The sequence below is a fragment of the Natronotalea proteinilytica genome (assembly GCF_055379935.1).
This window is the reverse complement of sequence record NZ_AP043947.1, coordinates 3,147,017-3,171,491: the sequence shown is the minus strand read 5'-3', so window position 1 is coordinate 3,171,491 and position 24,475 is coordinate 3,147,017. Positions and strand designations below refer to the sequence as shown.

The 24,475-nt window shown below is 56.8% G+C and carries 17 protein-coding genes; 5 read left to right on the top strand and 12 right to left on the bottom strand.

Annotated elements, in window-relative coordinates; genetic code table 11:
• Nucleotides 1-139 precede the first annotated feature (139 nt).
• Nucleotides 140-1,795 carry a phosphoglucomutase (alpha-D-glucose-1,6-bisphosphate-dependent) gene (pgm, locus tag ACZ5AL_RS12650; protein WP_464510823.1) on the top strand — a complete coding sequence of 552 codons (1,656 nt, stop codon included), beginning with the start codon at nucleotides 140-142 and terminating at the stop codon, nucleotides 1,793-1,795.
• Between the two features lie 24 nt (nucleotides 1,796-1,819).
• Here the strand turns inward: pgm and ACZ5AL_RS12645 are convergent, their stop codons facing one another.
• Nucleotides 1,820-3,511 (bottom strand): CTP synthase, encoded by a 1,692-nt coding sequence (locus ACZ5AL_RS12645; protein WP_464510821.1) that lies wholly within the window; start codon nucleotides 3,509-3,511, stop codon nucleotides 1,820-1,822.
• Nucleotides 3,512-3,761: 250 nt separating this feature from the next.
• Between ACZ5AL_RS12645 and ACZ5AL_RS12640 the strand changes: the two genes are divergently transcribed.
• Entirely contained in the window at nucleotides 3,762-4,895 is a 1,134-nt protein-coding gene (locus ACZ5AL_RS12640) for an efflux RND transporter periplasmic adaptor subunit (protein WP_464510820.1), read from the top strand.
• Between the two features lie 14 nt (nucleotides 4,896-4,909).
• Nucleotides 4,910-8,224 (top strand): efflux RND transporter permease subunit, encoded by a 3,315-nt coding sequence (locus ACZ5AL_RS12635; RefSeq protein WP_464510819.1) that lies wholly within the window; start codon nucleotides 4,910-4,912, stop codon nucleotides 8,222-8,224.
• A gap of 15 nt (nucleotides 8,225-8,239) precedes the next feature.
• On the opposite strand, the gene ACZ5AL_RS12630 is transcribed toward ACZ5AL_RS12635, so the two are convergent.
• On the bottom strand, nucleotides 8,240-8,665 hold the full coding sequence (locus tag ACZ5AL_RS12630) for a hypothetical protein (protein WP_464510817.1): 426 nt from the start codon (nucleotides 8,663-8,665) through the stop codon (nucleotides 8,240-8,242).
• A 41-nt stretch (nucleotides 8,666-8,706) separates the two neighbouring features.
• Nucleotides 8,707-9,186 carry a CCDC90 family protein gene (locus tag ACZ5AL_RS12625; RefSeq protein WP_464510816.1) on the bottom strand — a complete coding sequence of 160 codons (480 nt, stop codon included), beginning with the start codon at nucleotides 9,184-9,186 and terminating at the stop codon, nucleotides 8,707-8,709.
• A 183-nt stretch (nucleotides 9,187-9,369) separates the two neighbouring features.
• On the opposite strand from ACZ5AL_RS12625, the gene ACZ5AL_RS12620 reads away from it, so the two are divergent.
• The gene (locus ACZ5AL_RS12620; protein WP_464510814.1) at nucleotides 9,370-11,925 is read left to right on the top strand and encodes a cation:proton antiporter domain-containing protein; all 2,556 of its coding nucleotides are present in this window, start codon (nucleotides 9,370-9,372) and stop codon (nucleotides 11,923-11,925) included.
• On the opposite strand, the gene ACZ5AL_RS12615 is transcribed toward ACZ5AL_RS12620, so the two are convergent.
• The 9 genes from ACZ5AL_RS12615 to ACZ5AL_RS12575 all read right to left on the bottom strand — a co-directional run bounded on the left by ACZ5AL_RS12615 (nucleotide 11,922) and on the right by ACZ5AL_RS12575 (nucleotide 22,437).
• The gene (locus tag ACZ5AL_RS12615) at nucleotides 11,922-12,767 is read right to left on the bottom strand and encodes a purine-nucleoside phosphorylase (protein ID WP_464510813.1); all 846 of its coding nucleotides are present in this window, start codon (nucleotides 12,765-12,767) and stop codon (nucleotides 11,922-11,924) included. The two genes, ACZ5AL_RS12620 and ACZ5AL_RS12615, sit on opposite strands and share 4 nt — an antisense overlap.
• Before the next feature lie 45 nt (nucleotides 12,768-12,812).
• On the bottom strand, nucleotides 12,813-13,994 hold the full coding sequence (gene kbl, locus ACZ5AL_RS12610) for a glycine C-acetyltransferase (protein ID WP_464510812.1): 1,182 nt from the start codon (nucleotides 13,992-13,994) through the stop codon (nucleotides 12,813-12,815).
• A gap of 64 nt (nucleotides 13,995-14,058) precedes the next feature.
• A complete protein-coding gene (locus ACZ5AL_RS12605) occupies nucleotides 14,059-15,012 on the bottom strand; it encodes an NAD-dependent epimerase/dehydratase family protein (RefSeq protein ID WP_464510810.1) in 954 nt (317 codons plus the stop codon).
• A 163-nt stretch (nucleotides 15,013-15,175) separates the two neighbouring features.
• Nucleotides 15,176-16,066, bottom strand: coding sequence for a mechanosensitive ion channel family protein (locus tag ACZ5AL_RS12600; RefSeq protein WP_464510809.1), 891 nt, complete (start codon nucleotides 16,064-16,066; stop codon nucleotides 15,176-15,178).
• 50 nt (nucleotides 16,067-16,116) lie between these two features.
• Nucleotides 16,117-16,995: a hypothetical protein gene (locus ACZ5AL_RS12595; protein WP_464510807.1), complete on the bottom strand. Its 879-nt coding sequence runs from the start codon at nucleotides 16,993-16,995 to the stop codon at nucleotides 16,117-16,119.
• 589 nt (nucleotides 16,996-17,584) lie between these two features.
• Nucleotides 17,585-18,208: an outer membrane beta-barrel protein gene (locus ACZ5AL_RS12590; RefSeq protein ID WP_464510806.1), complete on the bottom strand. Its 624-nt coding sequence runs from the start codon at nucleotides 18,206-18,208 to the stop codon at nucleotides 17,585-17,587.
• A 153-nt stretch (nucleotides 18,209-18,361) separates the two neighbouring features.
• On the bottom strand, nucleotides 18,362-19,573 hold the full coding sequence (locus ACZ5AL_RS12585; RefSeq protein ID WP_464510805.1) for an NAD(P)/FAD-dependent oxidoreductase: 1,212 nt from the start codon (nucleotides 19,571-19,573) through the stop codon (nucleotides 18,362-18,364).
• 450 nt (nucleotides 19,574-20,023) lie between these two features.
• Nucleotides 20,024-21,859, bottom strand: a complete 1,836-nt coding sequence (locus ACZ5AL_RS12580) for a sensor histidine kinase (RefSeq protein ID WP_464510803.1) — start codon at nucleotides 21,857-21,859, stop codon at nucleotides 20,024-20,026.
• Nucleotides 21,860-22,122: 263 nt separating this feature from the next.
• The gene (locus ACZ5AL_RS12575) at nucleotides 22,123-22,437 is read right to left on the bottom strand and encodes a DUF493 domain-containing protein (RefSeq protein ID WP_464510802.1); all 315 of its coding nucleotides are present in this window, start codon (nucleotides 22,435-22,437) and stop codon (nucleotides 22,123-22,125) included.
• A gap of 406 nt (nucleotides 22,438-22,843) precedes the next feature.
• Here ACZ5AL_RS12575 and ACZ5AL_RS12570 point away from each other — a divergent pair, with 406 nt between their 5' ends.
• Nucleotides 22,844-24,457: a M16 family metallopeptidase gene (locus tag ACZ5AL_RS12570; protein WP_464510800.1), complete on the top strand. Its 1,614-nt coding sequence runs from the start codon at nucleotides 22,844-22,846 to the stop codon at nucleotides 24,455-24,457.
• Nucleotides 24,458-24,475 lie beyond the last annotated feature (18 nt).

Here is a 24,475-nt window from a genome sequence, read left to right as displayed (position 1 = left end):
GAAGAGGCGTTCCGTTGACACTTTGTTTCGTCGTAGGGTGGCACTTCTCATTGCTGTTCCCTTTACTGATACTCCCCATCCGGGCAGCATGAACCTGCGCGGTTGTCACCCTTTCTCACGCAAACGGTACCGACTGCTCATGAGCACACACGAATTGGCTGGTCAACCAGCGCCTTCTGACGTTCTGCTCGACGTTTCTGATTTGCTCCATGCTTATCATAATGAGGCCCCCGATCCATCGATAGCAGCGCAGCGCGTGTCGTTTGGCACCTCGGGTCATCGTGGCACTGCCTTCGACCAGACCTTCAATGAACCACACATCCTGGCCATTGCGCAGGCGGTGTGCGATTACCGGAGCCAAGCCAACATCAGCGGCCCGCTGTTTCTGGGAATGGATACGCATGCGCTCTCGCTGCCCGCACAGGCCACCTGTATTGAAGTGTTTGCGGCGAACGAGGTCTCCATTCGCATGGCCGCCGACGACGGCTTTACCCCAACCCCAGCGGTGTCGCATGCCATCCTCACGTACAACCGTGGGCGCACCGACGGCCTGGCTGATGGCGTGATCATCACCCCCTCGCACAACCCCCCTGCCGATGGCGGCATCAAGTACAACGGTCCGACTGGCGGCCCGGCCACACCTGCTGCCACAAGCTGGATTCAGGAGCGCGCCAACCACCACCTCGATACCGACCTGGCCGAGGTGAAACGCATGGGCTACGAACAAGCGCTGCGGGCTGATACAACAGACACGTACGACTTCCTCGGCCACTACGTGAACGATCTCGACGCGGTGCTCGACATGGAGTTGATCCGCGAGTCGGGGCTCTCGCTTGCCGTCGATCCGCTGGGAGGGGCAGGCGTGGCGTACTGGAGCGCCATTGCCGACACGTACAACCTGCCGTTGGAGGTACTGCGCACCGACGTCGATCCGACCTTTCGCTTCATGACGCTCGACTGGGATGGCAAGATTCGCATGGATCCGTCGTCGCCCCATGCGATGCAGTCGCTTATCAACTTGAAAGATCAGTACGATGTGGCCTTTGCCTGCGATACCGATCACGATCGGCATGGCATCGTCACCCAAAGTGGTGGACTCATGCCGCCCAACGCCTTCCTTAGCGTCATGGTGGATTCGCTTCTCAACAGCCGCAACCAGTGGGGCAGCGATGTTGGCATTGGCAAAACGGTGGTAACCACGCGCCTGCTCGACCGCATCGCCGCGCACTACGATCGATCCATCACCGAAGTCCCGGTAGGCTTCAAGTGGTTTGTGGATGTGCTCTACAACGGATCCTGCGGATTTGTCGGTGAAGAGAGCGCGGGTGCATCGTTCCTGCGCAAAGACGGCACGGTATGGAGCACCGACAAAGACGGCATCATTGCCGCCCTAATGGCTGCCGAAATCACGGCCCGCACGGGCGAAGATCCGAGTCAGCGGTACGAGCAACTGACGCAGCAGTTTGGCGATCCGGTGTACGAGCGCGTAGATGCCCCGGCTACGCCTGAGCAAAAGGCAGTGCTCAAAAGCATGACGCCCGATCTGGTTACTCAGGACGAACTGGCTGGCGAGCCCATCCAAACAATTCGCACGCAGGCCCCCGGCAATGATGCCGCTATTGGTGGACTGAAGGTAGAAACCGAGAACGGATGGTTTGTGGCGCGTCCCTCGGGCACCGAGGCCATCTACAAAATCTATGGCGAGAGCTTCAAGGGGCGGGCCCATCTCGATCAGATTCACGCCGACGCTCAAGCGCTTGTTAATCGCGCTTTTGCAGACTCCGATGTTGGGTAGCCGAGTTAGGGGGCATGACAATGCCTACATATCCGCCGAGGCCAATGGCGTAGCAGCTTGCGGTTGCGGCGGACGCGGGTCGGTGAGCAGGTCGTGTTCGGTGGCGTATGCTTGGCAGGCCTGCACAAAGGAACGAAAGAGCGGGTGCGGGTTGCCTACGGTGGTGCGGTATTCGGGATGAAACTGCACACCCATGTACCAGCGCTTATCGGGCAACTCGATGATCTCAACCAGGTCGAGGTCGGGGTTGATGCCTGTAAACTGCATGCCGGCCTCGCGCAGCTTATACCGAAGCACATTGTTTACCTCATACCGGTGCCGGTGTCGTTCCTGCACGGTATCGCTGCCATACGCCGTATGCGCCTTCGAGTCTGGATACAGGTCGCAGTCATATTGGCCGAGGCGCATGGTTCCCCCCATCTCCGACACGGTTTTTTGCTCTTCCATCAGACCAATAACCGGATGGGGCGTGTCGGGCTCAAACTCGGTCGAATTGGCGCGCTCCCATCCGCACACGTTGCGGGCATATTCGACAACCGCGCACTGTAGACCCAGACAGATTCCGAAGAACGGAAGGTCGTTGGTGCGTGCATATCGAATGGCTTCGAGCTTGCCTGCAATACCCCGATCGCCAAAGCCGGGAGCCACCAGCACGCCAGCAACGTCGTCAAGGTGCGAGGGTACGTTGTCGGCGGTGAGATCGTCGGAAAGCACAAACCGAATGTCGACCTGTAGTTGCTCGGGTACGCCAGCCAGCATCAGGCTCTCGGTAATAGATTTGTACGCGTCTTGATGCTCAACGTACTTGCCCACCAGCGCGATGGTGAGTGTGGATTCGGGATTTTTGAGCTTGCGGAGGAATTCAAGCCATGCCTCCAAATCAGGGGAGGTTGCCATCTCCGCCTGTTCGTCGTCAGAGAAGAGCGCATCGACAACTTGCGTGCCCAGGTTCTCCTCCTGCAGAAGGAGCGGTACCTCGTAGATGGTTTCTGCATCCAGCATGGGGATAACCGCTTCTGAGGGCACGTTGCAGAAGAGCGCAATTTTTTCGCGCACCGTTTGGTCGAGCGGCTGCTCGGCCCGGCATACGAGCATGTCGGGTTGCAAGCCGTAGCCCAGCATGGTTTTGACAGAGTGCTGCGTGGGCTTGGTCTTGAGTTCACCTGCTGCGCGCAGATACGGCACCAGCGTGAGGTGTGCAATGAGCGTATGCGGGCGCAGCTCGTTGCGCAGTTGACGGATGGCCTCCAGGTACGGCTGGCTTTCGATATCGCCCACTGTGCCCCCAATTTCGGTGATGACCACGTCGTAATCGCCACTGGTGCCCAGCTTGCGCATCCAGTACTTGATCTCGTCGATGATGTGCGGCACCACCTGCACCGTTTTTCCAAGATAGGCACCCTCGCGCTCTTTCGTGATCACCTCCTGATAAACGCGCCCGGTCGTTACGTTGTTAGCCTGACTCATGGGACGCCCAAGAAAGCGCTCGTAGTGGCCAAGGTCCAAATCCGTTTCAGCGCCATCGTCGGTCACGAACACTTCGCCGTGCTCGTACGGATTCATGGTGCCCGGATCTACGTTAATATACGGGTCAAATTTTTGGATGGTGACGCGCAAGCCTCGGGCCTCAAGCAAACGGCCCAACGATGCGCTAAAGATGCCTTTACCAAGCGACGAGGTAACGCCGCCCGTTACAAAAATATATTTGGTATGCACGGGTCAGTCCGGGGCGATGCAACAGAAAGCAAACGAAGAACCACTGGGTAAAGTACGCGATGAAAGGGGTCGTTATCAACGGGGGAATGGGGGCTGCTGCGGGAAAAGCTTGTGGAGAGCGGCGCATCCACTCATGACATTCGGAGTCCTACTCACAACATTCTTTCGATAGCAAAGGACACGGGGGCGCGGTTTTGAGTATGCATCTGTGCGTTTTTTTCGCCAACGTTGCTTCTCCACCGAGTCTTTTATGCTCATGTCGGTTGTGTCGTTGCCTGAACCCATCCGCCGCTTTGCACTGCTTGTGGTATGCGTGGGTATGATGGGCCTGCTTGTGGGAGGGTGTAGCGATGCCGGGTCGTCTGAAGCGAATCCGGATGCCGAAGACGACGAGCCCTCGCTTGCGGTGGCGGCGGTAGAAGTGGTGCCGCGCACGCTATCGCAGGGCGTATCTACGTCCAACGCTGTGCAGGCCGTGCGCACCGTACGGGCGGCTACGCCCTCAACCGGCGTGGTTCGGCATGTACATGTGGAAGAAGGCGACCGCGTGCAAGAAGGTGACTTGTTAGCCGAGTTGGATGTACGCGAGGAGCGCGCGGAGCTGAACCGAGCGCAGACGATTCTTGAACGGGAGCAGGCTGCGTATGAGCGCCAGAAGCGGTTGCGGGAGCGCGAGTTTACAAGTGCACAGGAGTACGAAGCGCAACGGGCCGATCGCGACGTAGCGGCGAGCGAAGTCGAGTTGTGGGAAACGCGGGTGGCACTTGGCGAAATTCGCGCCTCTACCGATGGGGTGATTACCGCCCGCAATGTGGAGCCGGGCGAAGCTGTTTCCTCTAACGACGACCTGCTAGCGCTGGCTGATGTGTCTACTCTGGTGGTGCGTGTCGGTATTTCAGAGCGGCAGGTTCCTTATCTGGAGGAGGGCCAGTCGGTTCAAGTGCGCTTGGATGCCTATCCCGATGAAACCTTCAGTGGCTCGATCCGGCGTATTTTCCCGCAGGCTGACGATGACCGGCAGGTGCGTGTAGAAGTGGCACTTGGGGAAGATGCCCGTGCGTATGCTCGTCCCGGCTTTCTGGCGCGGTTAGATGTATCGGTTGATGAGCGAGCCAACGTGTTCGCCGTGCCCGCCGAAGCCTTCCTTGGCTCCGAGGCAGACGATCCATCGGTGCTCGTCATTGCTAATGGCGAGCTGGAGCGTCGCTCTGTAGAACCCAGCATTACGCGCGATGGCTGGACGATCATTGATGCGGGGCTGGAGCAAGGTGAGCATGTGGTGGCATCTAATCCGGCGACGCTACAGCCGGGTACACCCGTGCGCATCAGCAACCTGGTTCCCCACCCCTCCGACCCCGATACAACCGCTGCTGCTAATCAGTAGAAGCTCTGCACACTATGTCTGATGCGTCTGCCAACGGACGTGGAGAGACGAACAACGTCTCTGCCGATGAAGCGTCTGGTTCCACCTCTGTTCCTGATGCGCAAACGCGTGGTGGGGTGTCGTCGTGGTCGATCCGGCGTCCTATCGGTACGCTTGCCCTGGCATCGGTTGTGGTGGTGCTTGGGTTTTTCTTCTTAGACCGCCTGCCGGTCGATCTGCTGCCGGATGTGACGTATCCACAGATTCGGGTGACGGTGAACTATCCGGGCACGGCCCCCGAGGTGATGGAGCAGCAGATTACGCGTGTGCTGGAACGCAACCTGGCAGCCACCGAAAACCTGTCGGATCTGACGAGCCGCGCTTCCGAAGGGCGCACCAATGTCAATCTCTTCTTTGAGCTGGGCACCGACCTCGATCTGGCGCTGCAAGACGCCTCGCGCAACCTGGAGCGCGCCCGTACGCAGATGCCGCCCGACATTGAGCCGCCTCGTATCTACAAGATGGACCCTACCGATGCACCGGTGTACGAGGCTGGCTTCAGTTCCGAAACGCGCTCGCCGCTAGAGGTGCGCGATTGGCTCGATAACGAGCTGGCGCCGCAATTGCTTACGGTGGCTGGCGTAGGCGCTGCGGAGGTCGCGGGCGGCCTTGTGCGCGAAATGCAGGTAATCGTAGATCAAGAGCGGTTAGCTCACTATGGCCTTACCGTGTCTGAAGTGAGCGATGCCATTGCTGCAGAAAACACGGAGATTGCCGCCGGCCAGGTGACATCGCAAACCTTTGACGTGATGGCTAAGACCGACGGCTTGTTTGAATCGGTCGAAGACATCGAATCGATCCTGCTCACGGTGCCGGGACAATCGGACCGTATTCCGCTAAGTGAAGTCGCTGATGTTCGAGATACCCACCAGGATCAGCGTCTTTTTGTGCGGCTTAACGGGGAGCCTGCCACACGCCTCTCTATCATGAAGCTGCCCGATGCGAACACGGCCACCGTGGTAGACGATGTGCGCAGTGAGATCGAACGCCTCGACCAGAGTGGGTTTATTCCTGCCGACATTCAGTACGAAGCCACGACCGACCAGTCGTTCTTTGTGCGCAGTTCGCTTAATGCCGTAGGCACCGCGGCTCTTTTAGGCGGTGTGCTCGCTATGCTGGTCGTACTCCTTTTTCTGGGCAGCTTCCGCAAGAGCTTTGTCATAGGCCTGTCGATTCCCATCGCAATTCTGGCTACGTTCGCCATGATGGGGGTTGGCGGACTCACGTTAAATGTAATCAGTCTGGGTGGGCTCGCGCTGGGGGTGGGGCTGCTTCTGGATAACTCGATCGTGATGCTGGAGAACATCGCACGGCACCGCGAGGAGCTCAAGAAGTCCGATGGAGATGCGGCCCATGAGGGTGCACGCGAGGTGGCCTCTGCGGTGGTGGCTTCTACCATGACCAACCTGGCCGCAGTTATCCCCTTTCTGTTAATTACAGGCCTGACTGCTCTCATCTTTCGGGAGTTGATTCTCACGATCTCGTTTGCGATAGTTGCTTCGTTAGCGGCCGCCCTTACCCTCGTGCCCATGGGGGCTGCACTGCTTTCCTCGGTAAAGTACAGGAGCGGACTCGACACCTCGGCCTTTTATCAGGCCTTTAACCAGTGGATACGACGCGTAACCGACCGGTACAAAGCGGTCTTATCTGTTGTGTTGCGCTATCGGTGGTTCGTGGTTGGAGCCGGTGTGGCGCTGTTGGCGGGAACCTACGTGCTCACCTCGGACCTGGGCAACGAATTTTTGCCGGCTGTAGACGATGGTGGCGTCGGCGTATTTGTACGATTGCCACCGGGCACGCCGCCTGACATCTTGAACGATGCCGCCAAAGAGGTTGAGGATGTGCTCATGGAGCGTCCATACATCGAGAACATGTTTGCAATGACAGGCGGCCACCTCTCCGGCGGAGTGATTTCGGAGCGTCCGGGCACAGCACGCTGGTCGGTGCAGCTTGTGCCTGCTACCGAACGCGACATCGATGCAACCGAGTGGGTGGCCGAAACGGAAGCCCTGCTTGACCGGCTGGACTTGCCGGGAGGGGAGGCGTTTGTCTCGCCACCCAGTTTGCCGGGCATTCGCACCTCACTGGCCGGCTCTGACGTTTCTGTGGCCGTACTGGGCGATGATCCCTCCAAGCTCGATGACATTGGCCGTCAAATCATTGATTTGGCGGGCGATATTGAGGGACTAACCAACTTTGATCTGGCCCGCGACGATCAGAGTCCCTTGCTATCGGCAGGCATCGACCGAGAGCGCGCGGCTGCACTTGGGCTGAATGTGTCAGAGATTGGAGAGACGCTTAGTACGGCGGTAGGTGGGCATGTGCCTACACGGTTCAGCACAGGATCAGCTGAGTACGATGTGCGCGTTATGCTACCCCGATCGTATCGTGCTACTGCTGACGATTTAGGTGGACTACTCGTTTTTCGACCAGACGGTAACCCGATACCACTACGTGAGGTCGCTGACTTTTCGTTGGGTGAGGGGCCTGCACATATCACCCGGGAAAATCAGGCCCGCGTGGCGCGTGTAAATGGAGACGTAAATACTGGTGTGACTGATGTAGGAACCGTCAATGATCAGCTTCGCGAGAACTTGGCCGACTTGGAGTTGCCAGAAGGATATAGCCTCATCTTTGGTGGTGAAGAAGAGGCCATCCAAGAAACCAATCGTACGCTCATGCTGGTAACCCTCCTGGCGCTATTTCTGGTATTTGTGGTCATGGCTGTTCAGTACGAGCGGCTTGCCAATCCGCTCGTCATTCTTACCGCTGTGCCCTTGGCACTTATAGGGGTCGGTGCCATGCTGTACGCAACCGGCACCCCGCTGAGCGCTCCAGTGCTTCTTGGGGTCATTCTGCTGGTTGGAATCGTAGTAAACAATGCCATTTTGCTGGTGGAGTATATCGAGATTGGACGGGAGGAACAGGGGCTCGGTATTGAGGAGGCTGCCGTAGAGGCCGGTGGCATTCGCTTTCGCCCCATTCTAATGACTACGCTCACCACTGTATGCGGTATGCTCCCTCTAGCGATTGGCATTGGAGCCGGTGCCGAGCTTATGCAGCCCTTAGCATTGGCTGTGGTGGGAGGACTGTTGGTTGGTATGGGACTTACGCTCTTTGTTGTACCGTGCCTGTACTGCATCATTGCCGGATGGGCTGACCAACTCACGATCTGGATTACTGGAGCGCCGGCTGTTGAGTCAGCGCAAGGAGTTGCAGGAGATGGACAGTCTTCGGTGTCGGTCCCCGCGGCGGCTCCCGCTGAGGTTCCTTCCGAACAAGACGGATAGTTGGAGTGCGGTAGATTACAGTACATACTCAAACAGCGTAAGCAGTACGGTGATAAAGGCAGCGATGCCGATCATCCACTGCAGTGTTTGGCGTCCCTGCTGGGCCATCTCAGTGCGAATCTGTTCTATTTCGGCACGCAACTGCCCCATTTCGGCATGCAACCGCTCAATTTTCTGCCCGGTACGCTCTTCGGAGGCTTTGATTTTAGTTTCAATCTTGGCTTCAAGCCGGTCTTCGAGCGCTTCAATCTTGGCTTCAAGCCGGTCTTCGAGCGCTTCCATTTGAAGCGACAGTTCGCGTCGTGCCGCCTCAACATCGCTGGCCGTGGCCCCGCGCTCTTCTGATTGGGCGATCAACTCCACGATGCCTTCCGCCTGACGATCATCCAGGCCATACTCCTCAACTAAGCGCCGTTTAGACTTGAGTGTGTCAATGGGCATAACGAGTCCGCATCATCAGTCAGTCAATAGGTGAACAAAGATCACAAGACGTACTCAAACAGCGTAAGCAGTACGGTGATAAAGGCAGCGATGCCAATCATCCACTGCAGCGTTTGGCGTCCCTGCTGGGCCATCTCGGTGCGCAGCTTTTCAATTTTTTGTCCAGTGCGTTCTTCGGAAGCTTTGATTTCACCTTCCAGGCGTTCTTCGGAAGCTTTGATTTCACCTTCCAGGCGCTCTTCGGAAGCTTTGATCTTGTCCTCCAGGCGCTCTTCGGAAGCAGCGATGCGCTTGGTATTCGCCTCTATTTTGGACAGCAGACGTTCTTCAACGGCTTCCATTTGAACTTCGAGCGCTTCCATTTGAAGCGACAGTTCGCGTCGTGCCGCCTCAACATCGCTGGCCGTGGCCCCGCGCTCTTCTGATTGGGCGATCAACTCCACGATGCCTTCCGCCTGACGATCATCCAGGCCGTACTCCTCAACTAAGCGCCGTTTAGACTTGAGTGTGTCAATGGGCATAATGGATAACAAAATAGGTGAAAGTACACATCCAAAACGATCCATTTAACAAGATGTTCGATATGGGCGGCAGCAGATCCCGTTGCGATCTTCACCAAAGCGTCGTTTCGTATGTTCTGCCATAGTCGAAGCCAATCCCTATCATAAAATGCGTGCCACAACTCCACCTGCACTCCTTCGATTATGTTTAGCCTACCAATCACCGATCCGGTGCTCGTTTTTGCCACGGTGATGCTTATCGTGCTGTTGGCTCCTATTCTCTTTCGACGGCTTGGACTGCCTGGCATTGTAGGACTCATTGTAGCCGGAGCCATTGTGGGGCCAAACGCGCTGGGGGTCTTAGAAGATGGGGAGACCTTTGACCTGTTGGGTACGGTGGGGCTGCTGTATCTCATGTTTACAGCAGGCCTGTCGATGGATCTCAATCAGTTCGCACAGCAAAAGTCGCGCAGCTTTGTGTTTGGGTTTATCTCCTTCCTGATGCCGCAGCTTCTGGCATTGGGGGTTGGCACGATGCTTCTCGACTGGGATTTGATGACGGCTCTGCTAGTTGGCTCAGTAGTAGGGTCACATACGCTGTTGGCCTACCCTCTTGCGGAGAAGTTGGGCATTACGAAAAACCCAGCCATCACGATGACAATGGGCGGCACAATGGTGACCGACCTTGTATCACTTCTCATTTTGGCCATTGTCTCGGCCATTGTAGCAGGCGAAACGGGAGCGCTATTCTGGGTTCAGTTCGGCGTAATGGTGTCTGTGTATGGCGCGGTTGTCTTCTTCGTGCTCCCCGTTGTAGGACGTTGGTTCTTTCGAGGTTCAGACCGGCAAGCCGACATTGAGTTTATCTTTTTGTTGGCTATCGTGTTTGTGGCGGCTTACGTGGCCGATCTGGTTAACCTCGCGCCTATCATTGGGGCGTTCATGACGGGTATTGCGCTCAACCGTCTGGTTCCTGAACGCAGTGCGCTTATGCTGCGCATCAAATTTGTAGGGGATGCGCTCTTTATTCCGTTTTTCCTGATTTCGGTAGGAATGATGGTGGACGGTGCCGTGCTCATCGAAGGGTTTGAGGTGTGGATTTTAGCAGGCGTGCTTACGCTCTTTGTATGGGTAGGCAAGCTGATGGCTGCTACGATGGCGAAGTGGATCTACGGCTACTCGTCGGATGAGCGCTGGGCGGTGTTTGGACTGTCTACACCGCAAGCCGCTGCTACACTTGCCGTTACACTTATCGGATTTGAGATTGGACTTTTCGATGAGCCGCTTGTCAACGCAGTGGTTATGCTCATTCTGGCGACATCGATTCTTGGCCCCTCACTGGTCGAAAAATTCGGACGCAAGGTGGCGCTGGCCGAACAAGAAGCTGCGTACGATCCGTCGTCGGAGCCTCAGCGCATTATGGTTCCACTGGCGAATCCCGAATCAGCAAGCGATTTGGTGGAGGTGGCCACCCTTCTACACGCCGACTCGTCCGATGAGCCTATCTACCCAACGACGGTAGTGCGCGATGGGCCTAACGTCGAGGAGGGCGTTGCCCGAGGCGAATCCATTTTGAGCAAGGCGGTCATTCAGGCCTCTGCTGCGGAGGTGCCTGTGGTGCCCAGTACGCGCGTCGATTACAATGTAGTTGATGGCATGGTGCGCGCGATCAAAGAGGAGCGCATTTCAACCGTCGTGATTGGGTGGCATGGACGTAGCTCGGCCCGCGAATATATTTTTGGAAGCATCCTGGATCAACTGCTAGAGCGCACCCGCCAAATGATCATTGTGGGGCGTTTTGTGAATCCGGTAAGCACACACAAACGCATGGTGTTGGCCATACCGCCGTATGCCGACCGAGAGTCAGGGTTTGCAGGGGCCATGCGTGCACTCAAGGTGTTGTGTAGCCAAGCCGGTATGGATCTGATCGTGGTTGCGCCCGAGGCGTCAGTCAAGCCGCTCTCGGCACGCATCGAGGCGACCAAGCCCAACGTGCAGTGGAAAGTTGTTCCTATTGCGCAGTGGGGACAGCTTGTCAATAAGCTGGATACGGTAATGGAGCCTACCGACCTGCTGGTGCTCATGAATGAGCGCGAAGGGTCCATTGCATGGCGCCCCACCCTCAATCGGCTGCCCGGCGTGCTTGCACAACGCTTCAAAGAAAACACGTTTCTGACGGCTTACATGTCGGAAGAGGCGGCAACGCCCGGACGCGTAGGACGCATTGAAGGCCCCGATGCCTCAGTTCTTGAAAAAGCATTGCGACCGGAATGCGTGGTGCTCGACATGAAAGATGGAGACACGGAGACCATTCTTACGCACATACTGGAGTGCGGACTCAGCACCCAAGCGGATCAAATCGATCGCATCGTGGCACAGTTACTGAACACAGAAGGGTATGCTCCAGAGGTGCGCAACGGCGTGGCGCTATACCATACTCGCTCTACAGCACTTGAGAACACCACGCTTGTTGTGGGCATCAGCGAAGACGGCGTAACGCCCGATTACACCAGCAAGCCCGTGTACGTGGTGCTCGTGCTCATTGGTGGAGCCGATGCGTCATTCGAAGGCTACCTGAAGCACTTGGCTGTGGTTGCTGAGTTGATACAGACCGATGAGATGGTGCAGACGCTCCGCACCTCCGAAACCACAAAAGGGGTCGAGAAGCTGCTGATGCAGAGCGCGCGCCGCCCCCAGCAAGACCCACAACCAGCCGCTTCTTCCAGCAGTGAACCGGGCGACAATAAAAAGTCGGGTTAGGAGCTAAGCTGCTTCACCACTCCTGCCATAAGACGGCCAAGCCGAGGACGCGCATCAGCGGCAGCGGCCATGATCGATTCGATGTCTACCGGCTCCAGGGCATCGGGCAGACAAATATCTGTAATTACGGATACGGCCAGGCAGCGGATGCCCATGTGGTGTGCAGCAATGACCTCGGGCACTGTGCTCATGCCCACCACCTCGGCTCCCAGGTCGCGCATGTAGCGATATTCAGCTTTCGTTTCAAGCATGGGGCCGAGCACAGCCAGGTAGACCCCCTGGTAGAGATGGATTTCGCGCTTCAGGGCCTCCGACCGTGCCATCGCGCGCAACTCGGCGTCGTACGGCTCACTCATATCCGGAAAGCGTGGCCCCCAGTCGTCAATGTTGGGACCGACCAGCGGATTTGTGCCCTGCTCGTTGATGTGGTCGGTGATGAGCATAAGATCACCTTCGTCGAAGTGCGGGTCCATGCCTCCCGCGGCGTTGGAGAGGAGCAGGTGCTCTACGCCCAAAACGCCCATCACCCGAATCGGAAAGGCCACCTGATGCGCCGTGTAGCCTTCGTATAGGTGCATGCGCCCGTTCATCGCCATCACTGGGGCTCCGTTCAGTGTGCCAACGAGCAGCTCGCCCTCGTGCATAGAGGTCGTGGAGGTTGGAAAGCCCGGAATTGATGCGTAAGGGAGGCGAACGCTCACGTGGATGTCGTCTTTGAGTCCGCCCAGTCCGGTGCCCAGGATGAGCGCGGTAGTTGGTATGGCGTCGGATTCAGCGCGGATGTGATCGGCAGCCTCTTCCACCGATGCTCGATAATCAGCGGCGTCAAACGACGGAATCATAATTCTTTAGCCGTATGATTGGGGATAGCTTAACCAGGTGACGGTCTATCCAAGGACTCCGTGCTTGGCGGCGACTTCCGTGAAGGCTTCGATGGCCCGATCGAGATGGTCACGGGTGTGGGCGGCGGACATTTGCACCCGGATTCGGGCTTCGCCCTTGGGTACGACTGGATAGCTAAAGCTGATCACGTAAATGCCGCGCTCTAGAAGGTCGTCGGCTATAGCCGCACTGGGCTTAGCATCGTACAGCATGATCGGTACGATCGGATGGGTGCCCGGCTTGATATCGAACCCACGGGCGGTCATCTCCTGACGGAAGTACTGCGTGTTGTCCCACAACTGTTCACGCCGTTCGGCACTGTCGGTGAGCATGTCGAGCACCGTCAGGCTTGCGTTGGCGATCATAGGGGCTACCGCGTTCGAGAACAGGTACGGGCGCGACTTCTGGCGCAGTAGGTCGACGATGGGCTGCTGTGCGGTGGTGAACCCGCCAGTGGCGCCGCCCAAGGCTTTGCCAAGCGTAGAGGTGATGATGTCCACATCGTGGAGTGCGCCTTTGGCTTCAGCAGAGCCGCGTCCGCCCTCGCCCATGAAGCCCGTGGCATGGCACTCGTCGACCATCACAAGCGCATTGTACTGATCGGCCAACGCGCAGATTTCGTCGAGTTTAGCTACGTCGCCATCCATCGAGAACACGCCGTCGGTGGCAATCAGACGGATGTTCGCATCCTGTGCATCCTGCAGCTGGACCTCCAGGTCGTCCATGTCGCTGTGCTTATACACGTACCGGTCGGCTTTGCACAGACGCACCCCATCGATGATTGAGGCGTGGTTCAGGCGGTCGCTGATAATGGCATCGTCGGGACCTAAGAGCGTTTCGAACAGGCCCGTGTTGGCATCGAAGCACGAGTTGTAGAGGATGGCGTCGTCCTTCTCGTGGAAGTCGGCCAGTGCGTTCTCCAGTTCCTTGTGCACCGTTTGTGTACCACAGATAAACCGCACGCTGGCCACTCCAAAGCCGTATTCATCGACGCCGTCTTGGGCGGCCTTCATGATGTCGGGATGATTGGCCAGTCCCAGGTAGTTGTTGGCGCAGAAATTAATCACATCACCCGAAGTCACTGAAATATCAGCATCTTGCTGCGAGGTGATGACGCGCTCTTCTTTGTAGAGGCCGTCGTCTTTGATCTGCTGGAGTTCGGATTCAAACGCGGAGAGGTCGGCCATGGGCAGGGGAAACAGTTAACAGAAGGAGAGTGCGATGAATAGAGCCATCAAGGCGGCCCAATCGTTACGCGTGCTGCGGTTCGGTGTTGGACGGAGTCAGGTGCGTGAGCATGTCGTTGGTCATGGCGGCTAGGTCGTACTCGGGCTGCCAGTTCCAATCGGTGCGCGCTGTGCTATCATCAACAGAGGCCGGCCAGTTGTCGGCAATATCCTGTCGTTCGTCAGGCACGTAGGTTACGGAGAATCCGTTGGAGGTGCGTTCGTTCAGGTGCGTGGCCAATTCGTTCGCGCTGAAACTGAACGCCGTAATGTTGTAGCTGTCGCGCACCGTGAGTGCGTTGGGGGGGGCATCCATCAGGTTGAGGGTAGCGCGAATGGCATCGGGCATGTACATCATAGGTAGCCGCGTGTCGGCGCGCAGGTAGCACGTGTACGGGGTGCCGTTTGCGGCTGCGTGGTACATGTCTATCGCGTAATCGGTGGTGCCGCCGCCCGGTTCGGTTTTGTAACTAATGAGGCCGGGGTATCGCAAACTACGCACATCCACCCCGTAACGTTGGTGGTAGTAGCGGCACAGCAGTTCGCCGCTTCGTTTGGTGACGCCGTACATGGTGGTGGGGTTGAGTACGGTTTCTTGGGGCGTGTCGACGCGGGGTGTCGAGGGGCCAAACACGGCAATGGAGCTGGGCCAGAACAGGCTAAACCCGTGTGTGCGGGCCAGGTCGAGGATGTGCTTGAGGCCGTTCATGTTTACATCCCACGCCTGGTTCGGATGTTGCTCGCCGGTTGCCGAAAGCAGGCTAGCCAAGTGGTAGACCGTGTCGATATCGTGCGATTCGATGAGGGTACGTAGGGCACGGGCATCGCGTACATCGCCCGTTATGTGGAGCCCCCGCTCATTGGGAGCCGGGTGCAGGTCGAACCCAACAACGGAGTCAACTCCGTGGCGTTGCCGGAGCGTTTCTACCAGTTCGCTTCCAATTTGGCCATTGGCTCCGGTAACAAGCGTTGTACCCATGGGGCGATATTCAATTTAAAAGGAGAGATACGTACACTACGTGCTCAAAAACGAAAGGGTCTATCGAGCGTTCGGAACCGCTTCCACTATTCGTGCAATGTTCCCGGGCTGAAAGCGAAAAGCTGCTACGCTCCAATACTCTAACACGAGTGCAATAGAGTAGCTAAGCAGATGCGTCGGGAGCCGACGGATCGGGGGCAGGGCGAGACCGGTTGTCGGTGAGGCGCAGGGGCATCGGGTCGGTTACGCTGCCAGTGTAAAGCGTGCGGTGCGGGAAGGGGATCTCGATGTCGTGCTCGTCGAAGGCTTTCTTCACAGCCATTGGTACCTGCGTGCGCACATGCAGAAAGTTTTCGGAGACCGCCCATACCGAAAACTGGAAGTTGATAGACGAATCGCCAAAGCCTGTGAACATGATAACAGGTGCTGGCTCTTCCAGGCAAAGCGGATGCGTATCGGCTACGCCGAGGAGGACCTTCCGTACGCGCTCCAGGTCTTCCTTGTAGGCGACTCCTACCTGCAAGTCAAACCGCCGGATGGGAAAGCGGCGTAGATTTGTGATTTCCGACTTGATCATGGTTTCGTTGGGGATACGTACAAAGAGGTTGTCGAATGTACGCAGCTTTACCGAAAGCAAGTCGATCGAGACGACCTCGCCGGTGGTGCCACCCACTTTAACCACATCGCCTACGGCAAACGGCTTTTCGCCCAGCAGAAAGAGCCCGCTAATCACGTTGGAGGCTGATGTTTGGGAGGCAAAACCAATGGCAACGGTCAGGATGCCAGCAGCCCCCAACAAGATGCCCAGATCCATGCCCAGGTCAGACAGCGCGGAGGCAATGAACAGCCCAAGGATTACGTAGAACGCAATCCGTTTGATGAGCATTGTTTGATGCGCATCGCTTTCATCGGCCACAAACCGTACGAGTCCGCTGCTAGCCAGGCGTGCCAGGAGAACTCCGATGGTTATTTTCACGAGTGCCCAGAAGACCCCCATGATGCGTGGGTCATCGATCAGGGCGATGGTGGTAGACCGGAGCGTGTCAAAATCCATGCGTTTGCAACGACAAGCCGGGGAACAGGTGGTGAAAGGCAGAGACAGGATCAGTGGCTAAACAGGGACCCAACCGCGCTGAACGTGCTGATGAACAGATTCCGTTTGGTGGTTTCGCGAGGATCGACAAGGCGAGTGCACGATCCTGCTTCGCGAGGCGGACCTGGTTGTACGTGGACCTGTGCGGCTGGGGTGCTGCTGCTTAAGTGATCGGGACTCCGATCAAGGCGCAGGGCCTGGGTCCATAAAGCGTGGGCTTCGTTTTCATACAGGGCCAGGTGCGAGGTCGGGACTTGCACGCGCTCCAGAAGCAATGTGGCTGGGGCGCGGTTTCGGATGCGCAGGGGGGTGATAGCACGGTGCGGACGAAGAGGCACATCGTGGAGATGGAGGCGTCCGGTTGTGCGGGAGGCGTAGCAGAGTTCCCCTTGCCGCGTATTGGTACCAAACCAGGTGTCCGACGGGCGCATGGTTGGCATCTGGAGTAGCTGCACGCCGTCTTCGTGTACGTCCAGCTGAACCCACAGCGGGGTGCTCACAAACAGCGTAACGGTTTCTCCTGATATCACTGAAATGGGGTGTTCTGGTCGAATTACAACCGGTCGGTCGGCCAGTTGGGGTTTCAACGCGCAGGCGGGATGGGTTGCCTCCATGCTGTAGCGTTGCACTGTATGCTTTGCCGGTTCAGCCCAGTCGAAGGCGGCTTCGCTGCTGGGGAGAGGATCTTCAAATGTGTTTGCATCCGCCAATGGGTCTTGGCCGGCCTGGTGCCCAACCCGCCACTCGCGGTCGGTACGCATCACCCACAGCGAAAGCGCACCGATGCTCCAATGCGCCATGTGATCAATCGGAACGTCGTACGTCTGCCACCAGGGCGAGAGGGCCATCGTATTGTCGGGGGAAGTGATAGCAGAGGTGTCATCAACCATAAGTCATTAAACGCAACGGCGAGTTTGGGGGAAGGAGATTCGGACAGGACGATGGGCGCGATGCCTCTTCGTTCTGTCACTTAGCGGCTGTCGCTAAGCCGGAATCCCGCATTGTTAAGCGGGTCCTTGTTTACTACTGTTGTGTCACAGGTCAAAGTTTAGGTAGCGCATATGCACCCTAACGTATTGAGAACAACTCATAACCTTGTCATTGCGAGCGCAGCGACGCAATCTCATTGCTGTCAGGCTGGATGGGGCCGCCCAATCAACGGCATGAGATCGCCACGTCAGTCGCAGGGCTCCCTCCTCGCGATGACAATTTCGGACCCTAACATTCAGGTGTGACACAGCACTACGGGGCAACCAGTCAGTGTATGCATATCCATGATAGCGGATGCCGCCGGGAAGTGCAATGGAAGAAGTCTCTGTTTCTAGGCTTTCTGCTGTTCAAAATGAAGGTTACGCGCTGGCTGTGCCGGGGCCTCGCTTCGATACAACTGTGAGCTGGACTGCTCTGGATGCATTGCAGACAAAAAGCCAGCCCCCTAATCGAGGCCTGGCTTCCTGTCAAACGATTTTCGGCTTGCTTTTAGATAGCCACCGTAATACCTGCGCGAATGGGGAGGTATTGAGCGTTGTCTCCCTCGGTGAAAACGACTGTGTATCGTGGTTCAACAAAGAAGCCGACATTGTTGGCCAACGGGAAAGCAAGCCCTGCGCCTATGTTTATCCCCACATCAGTCTCGGATTCACTTTCAGAAACCTCGCCGACTCCGGGGGCGGATACGGACAGTGTAGTTTCAAGATTGTAGATCCCACCTCCCGCTGTCAGGTATGGGGTGAACGAGGCTTCCAGCGGAAGATTATACTTCAGGTTGACTTCTCCAGAGAGGATCGTGAAGTCCGAGTCCACGTCAGCGTCAGGGGGTAGCGTACCGTCTGGGTCGAAGTCAGTCGCAAGTTCGTTGTAAGTTACGGAGAGCACAACCTCCAGCTCTTGCGTGACGGAGATTCCTGCGGCTCCGGTAAGATTAAACCCGGTATCCGCGACATCGGTAAATTCAGAAGGAGATAATGGGACAGTTGCCCCACCGCCTAGTTGAAACGTCACATTTGGACGTTCACCATCTGCTCGTTGCTGTGCATCAACTGGGGCGGTCGTGAAGAGAATCAAGGCAAGGGCCAAAAAAGAAAAAGAGGCTACGTGCTTCATTGCTTATTTTGGATACGTTTGGTAAAGGCAATACAGTAGAGCATACAATCCCAGCGGTTCTCTTTTTGTAAATATGTCGTTATCAGGAAAGCCAGTAAACTATTGATACAGCGACAAAAGGAAGAAATATTCTAAACGAGTAGAGCTCCTTTGTTACGGCTCCAGTGTATCAGCTGCTCGGGCATGTGCCGCCTCCCACATCGGCCATGTTGATTCACTGGGCAAGCGGTACTGGTTCATCCAGGTCAAGTCAATGTAGTGCTTTAGTCGGAGTGCTGCTGCGTTGGCCATCCATACGGATCCAGCAACCCAAATGCCTTCGGGGCGACCCGTTGAGAGGATAAGTGGCGTTATGGGATATGGCCGAAATGACTTGAGCCGCGCTTCGTCCACGGCCTGTGCTGCAGGACGCCCGGACTGCAGGTGTGTAATCATACGGTCGATGTTTTCGGCCAGCAACGGACCTTGTTTGACGGCGTGTACGCCCACACGTCGCAGGTCTTCGTAGCCCTCTACCGCAGCACAATCGCCTGCCGCAAAGAGACGAGGCGCATTGGGCACTTGCAGCGAACGGTTCACGCGGAGAAATCCGGCTTCGGTGCATGGGAGGTCGGTGGTTTCGAAAAGAGAGGGGCCCACCGATCCTGTTGCCCACACGAGATGGGTGCAAGGCAAGCGCGTATTATCGTTGAGAAGCACGTGTGTGGGCGTGCGGTGCGCTACACGGCGTCCAGTGTAGAGCGTAACGCCCGCCTGCAGCAGTGCATTGGTTGCATACTGGCTAAGTCCTTCGGGAAATGAGGGCATAACTCGGGAAGCCTGCTCAACCATTGCAACGCGGCAGCGCCTGGGCGCTACCTGATTGATGCGAGACTGAATATTGAGCGCCAGTTCCGTCCCAGCAGCTCCGCCTCCTGCAATGACCAGCGAAGTTTTACTTGGCTGATCGGGGAGATTACCAAGCCACTCTCCAAGCCGCTCTATTTGGTGCATTGGCTTCGTGCGTAGCGTGTGCTGTGCCTCTCCCAGAGGGTGGCCCGGGTTCTGGGCACCAATATCGATCGCTGCCAGGTCGTACGAAAGGGTGGTGCCGTAGGCGGTGGTAACAGTACGTGCCAGCGGATCAAGCCGTACAGCACGTCCTTGATGCCACGTGATGCCCATGTGGTGACACCACTGCTTTAGATCGATGCGCACCTCGTTGCGGTCGTACACGCCGCCGAGATACTCTGGCACCATGCCCGAGTAATACAAGTACGGATGATCTGACAGAAGCGTGACGGATACGCCGCGTTCGCGCCAGGATTCAACGCGTTCAAGCAAGGCAATACTGGCATGGCCCCCTCCAATCAAAAGTAGTTCCACAGAACCAAGTAACTGTTTGTACAACAAGAAATGTGAACACGGGGCTTGAACGGGTCAGGTTGGCTGGTCTTGTTGCCATGTCACAGGTCAATCTTCGGGCAACGTATGTGCACCCTAACGTGTCGAGAACAACTCACACCTTGTGATTGCGAGCAGAGCGAAGCGCCCCGACTGCAGGAAGGAAGTACTCGTTCGCTGCCGCTCACAGCGCCGCGTCAGTCGCTGCGCTCCCTCCTCGCGATGACAAGTTTGGACCCTAACAATCACGTGTGACACAGTACTATTGCGGGGCCCGTTCGTGTTCTGCACCGACCGTAATGTATTTAGCAACCAGGTGGACTTCTCCAAAAGCAGTTGGTGTTAAGCACTACGCATCGTCAGAGGGGTTGTTTATTCAAAAGCCTCTTTTGGACATCTAAGCTGAGGAGGCTTCAGGCGGCATATGTGTTGCTACGGTTGAGAGGTATAAGAAACCATCAATGCATCGCGCGAAGGAGGGGGAGCCGCTTGTTTAGTAATCGGAACCGTAAAGTAGAACGAGGCGCCTTCGTTTTCTGCGCCATCAACCCAGATGGAGCCGCCATGGCGCGTTACCATTTCCTGGCATAACTGCAGACCGAGCCCCGTTCCCCACTCGCCGTCGGTGCCTTCTGCCGAGGCAGACGAAGCGAAGAGCGAGGTTTGGGCCTCGGGGGAAAGCCCGACGCCCGTGTCTCGTACCGCAACGAGGGCCCAATCGTCGTTCACATGGTGTGCATCGATCGTGATTGTGCCATCTTTGCGCGTGAACTTGATTGCGTTAGAAATCAGGTTGCGTAGAATGATGGTTAGCATGCGTCCGTTCACGTACATGTGCAGCGTTGGCGGAACCCGGTTGATGAGTTCAATCTCCTTGTGCTGAGCACTTCCACCGTGCAGTGCAAAACACTCGGTAACGAGTCCATCAAGTGAGACCCACGACCGATCCAGTGGGTCGGAAAGGTCGTTTGCATCAAGGTGGCGCCACATCAGCAAGTTGTCGACCATGTCGAGTGCTTGCTGGGACGATTGGTTCATGAGGCGCAGCATGCGTGATTCGCGGTCGGGGCGTTCGCCTCGGGAGAGCAGCACTTCGGTGAGTCCTCGAATCCCTACAAGCGGGTTCTTAAGATCGTGCGACAGAACAGCCATCATGCGGTTCGAGGCCGAAAGGGCCTCTCGAAGCTGTTGCTCAGATTCTTGCAACTCATTATTAAGCAGCCCAATCTGTGAGGCCGTGGTGGCAAGCAGATCTGTACTTTTTTCCAAGAGATGTGCTGAGGATGCAGAGGGACGCTTTAGGTCTGAATGAAGCGATGCATCTGAAGGAGAATGAGCGGCCAGGTGCGTTTGCAGTTTAGTGGCTGCATCGGCGAGCACAGTGAGTGCGCGGTTGCGTTCAGAAATGAGCATCCCTACGAGCAATCCGGTGCCTCCCAGGGCGAGTATGAATAGATGCAATGCGTTAAAACTTCCGGGGGGCCCGTTCAGGTGCACAGAGGCGCTGGCGCTTCCGGCAATAACCCAGAGCACAAGCGATGTAACGGGTAGCCCATGGCGCAGTGCAATCCACACGACGGGGAGAAAGCAGAGGTAATACTGGGTTAGCACCCATTCGGCGGTGAAGAATGCGAGGTATGTAACCACAGCGACGGCTCCCCACTCGACAATATACAGCAGGCGATCAGTTGTAGAAGTGGGCACCCACTGAATCCAGGGCGCATCGTAGCGGGTGTATGTAGATTGACGCGACCAGCCGACGAGGGCGGCGATGGGGGTAAGGATGATCACATTGGTAGCATCCCCCAAAAACCAGTCAAGCGCCCAGGTGCGGGCCGGCATGAGCAGGTGGTCGGTTGCCGTGAAGAGGCCTACGCTTACTGCACTGGAGGCCACAGGAAGCAGTACCGCCGCCAATATAAAAATGTGGGCCGTGTGCAGCGAAGCTAGTGGGGGAACCAGGGCACGTCGTATGAGCTGAGCTCCTGCAATATAGAGCGCAGTTTGCATGCCAACCCACAGAAGGGCAACTAGAGGAGCCAGATCGGGCCCAGCCCAGAGCAGATGAATGCTAATCATGCTTGCAATGGCTGGTGCGGCGTAGCGAACCGGCAACAGAAGCGCAAGGGCTAGGTGGAGCCCTGCAGCTGCAGACCAGACCGGAGGGCGCGCGTCGAGTCCAAAGAGGCCTCCCGACAACTCGGCGCCCACCGACAGCCCCACGTAAGCCACAAGGCACCCGGCAATGTAAGAGGATGAATGCCGCATTGCGGTGTTGAGTATATGAGCTTAGGGTAGACCTCTGCATACGAAAGGCCTGTAGGTGAGCCCTTCATGTACGGGATGGGCGCGCACATTAGAGTGAAAACCGCCTCAACAAACAGTATGAGGCGGCACAGAGACCGTGTAAAAACTCTTGGTGCAATTACTTGCAAAAAACGAACCAGGAAACAGAATGCTGGAGCAGGTCTCCCTGTTTATGCGGCCAAACTCGCTGAACGGCACTGCAAGATTAAAAACGGAGACAGATGCTATAACGCAATAACCCCTTCAATAGATGATGCCTCTTTATAGGTCTCAATAACAGCCTGACTGGAGGCAACTTTCATGTGGGCCGTTACACTTTTATACGTTCCTTTACTCGACGAGCGAATACGTACAGGATGCCCTCCAAAAACGTCTTTGACGGCATCTACGTTGGAAGCGGGTACGATAAACTTGAACGTGTATCGCGTGGGCCAGTCGTTTTGGTCATCCAGCAGCTCACGAAACCGATCCCAAGACTCCGCATCCTGGTTCGAATCCAAGTTGTTAAACGACAAGTCGTTGTTCGGTTGAGAAGCCATATCGGGACTGCAAAAATGATATTCCAGCGTATGATAACATTGCGACTACGCAAACAGCACACGTAGCAGGTATACAAACACCAAACCAAACGGAATCAGTTTCCGGTCAATAGACGATGGTGTAGTCGTCTGCTCGCTCCGCGGGTGGTAGATCTTCTGTTTCTACATCGGCTAGAGTGCGGCCTCATAAAAAAGCATGCCCGGCTGTAACAAAGTTCTATACGCATTCGTCTTGCAGATTGAGAGCATTTGCTTTTTTGACCCCCACAATATGCTCTTTAACTGTTCCGGCATTGGCCGAGATGGTCTAATGTCGTCTTCATGCATTGTCGTCGCTATTAAGACGGCTCGGCACAGTTGTTTGAAAAACCTATTCTTGTTCATCGATACCGACTATTCGATTCTCATGCCTACATCTTGTTCACCCTCTTGGTCGCGTGTGGTTGGCATGGCGGCGCTAGGGCTCGTCCTGGCTTGGGCGGTCTGCGCGGTGCCTGCCACACATGCCCAGGATCTACTTTCTGAGTTTGAAGACCGCGTCACGACCTTCACGCTCGATAACGGGTTGACTTTCGTCGTCGTTGAGCGCCCCGAGGCACCGGTTGTGTCCTTTCACACGTATGCCGATGTGGGATCGGTGGATGAACCCGCCGGACAAACAGGGATGGCCCACATGCTTGAACACATGCTGTTCAAAGGCACCACCCGCATTGGCACCACCGATATCGATCAGGAGGTAGCTGTTCTCAACGAGCTTGAAGACATCTACGCCCAGATTCAGCGGGAAGAAGCACGCCACACCCCCAACGAGGAACGCCTGTCTGAGTTACGGGCGTCGTTTGACGAGGTAGAAGAGCGGGCCGACTCCTTCATGGATCCGGGCGCCTACGATGGCCTGCTTGAACGTGAGGGCGTGTCGGGGCTCAATGCCTACACCAGCGCTGACGCGACGGGCTATCTGTATAGCTTGCCTGCAAATCGACTGGAGCTCTTCTTTGCGACTGAGTCCGAGCGTTTTCTGTATCCAGTGATGCGCGAGTTTTACACCGAGCGTGATGTGGTGCTCGAAGAGCGCCTGCAGCGCACCGAGTCGAATCCTGTGGGGCGCCTTCTGGAGGAGTTCGTGACCACCGCGTACAAAGCACACCCGTACAGCAACCCTGTTATTGGCCATCGGGCTGATATCGAGGCGTACACCGCGACCGAATCGCACGAGTTTTTTGAGCGGTTCTATCCAGCCAGCAACCTGACCATTGGTATGGCTGGCGACGTGGACCCCGACGAGGCCCGCGCACTGGCCGAGAAGTACTTCGAACGCCTTCCGGGGGGCGATCCGCCGATGCCGGTGCACACCACCGAACCCGAGCAGCAGGGCGAGCGGCGCGTGACGATTGAAGACCAGTCGCAGCCCATCATGATCGTGGGCTACCATCGCGGCAGCATGTTCGATGACGATCACGCTGTATACCGCGTCCTGCAAGACGTGCTGACTCGTGGGCGCACCAGCCGCCTATACCAATCCCTGGTTGATACCGGCGATGCATTACAGGTGCAAGCCATTCCCAGCTATCCCGGCAGCAAATATCCGAGCTTGTTTGCTCTGTTAGGGGTGCCGAGTCAAGACACCGACCCGGACGATCTGGAGCAGGCCATCTATGACGAGATCAATCGGCTTATCGACGACGGCATCACCGAAAAGGAACTGGAACGTGCCAAGACGCGCGCTCGCGCCGACCTGGTGCAACAGCTTGACTCCAACATGGGGCTGGCGCAGCAATTTGCTCAAATGCAAGCGCTGACGGGCGACTGGCGCTCGGTCTTCCGCGACATCGAAGCCATCGAAGCCGTCACAGCCGACGACGTGCAACGCGTTGCCGCCGAGACCTTCGTGAAGAGCAACCGCACCGTGGCTACCATTGTGTCTCCGTCTGACGATGAGGACGCGGAAGAGGTTGAGGCCGATGATGTCGAGGCCGACGTTACTGACTCCGACTATGCCAGCCCCAATGGCACCGAGTAACCTACCTGCCTCCTCTAT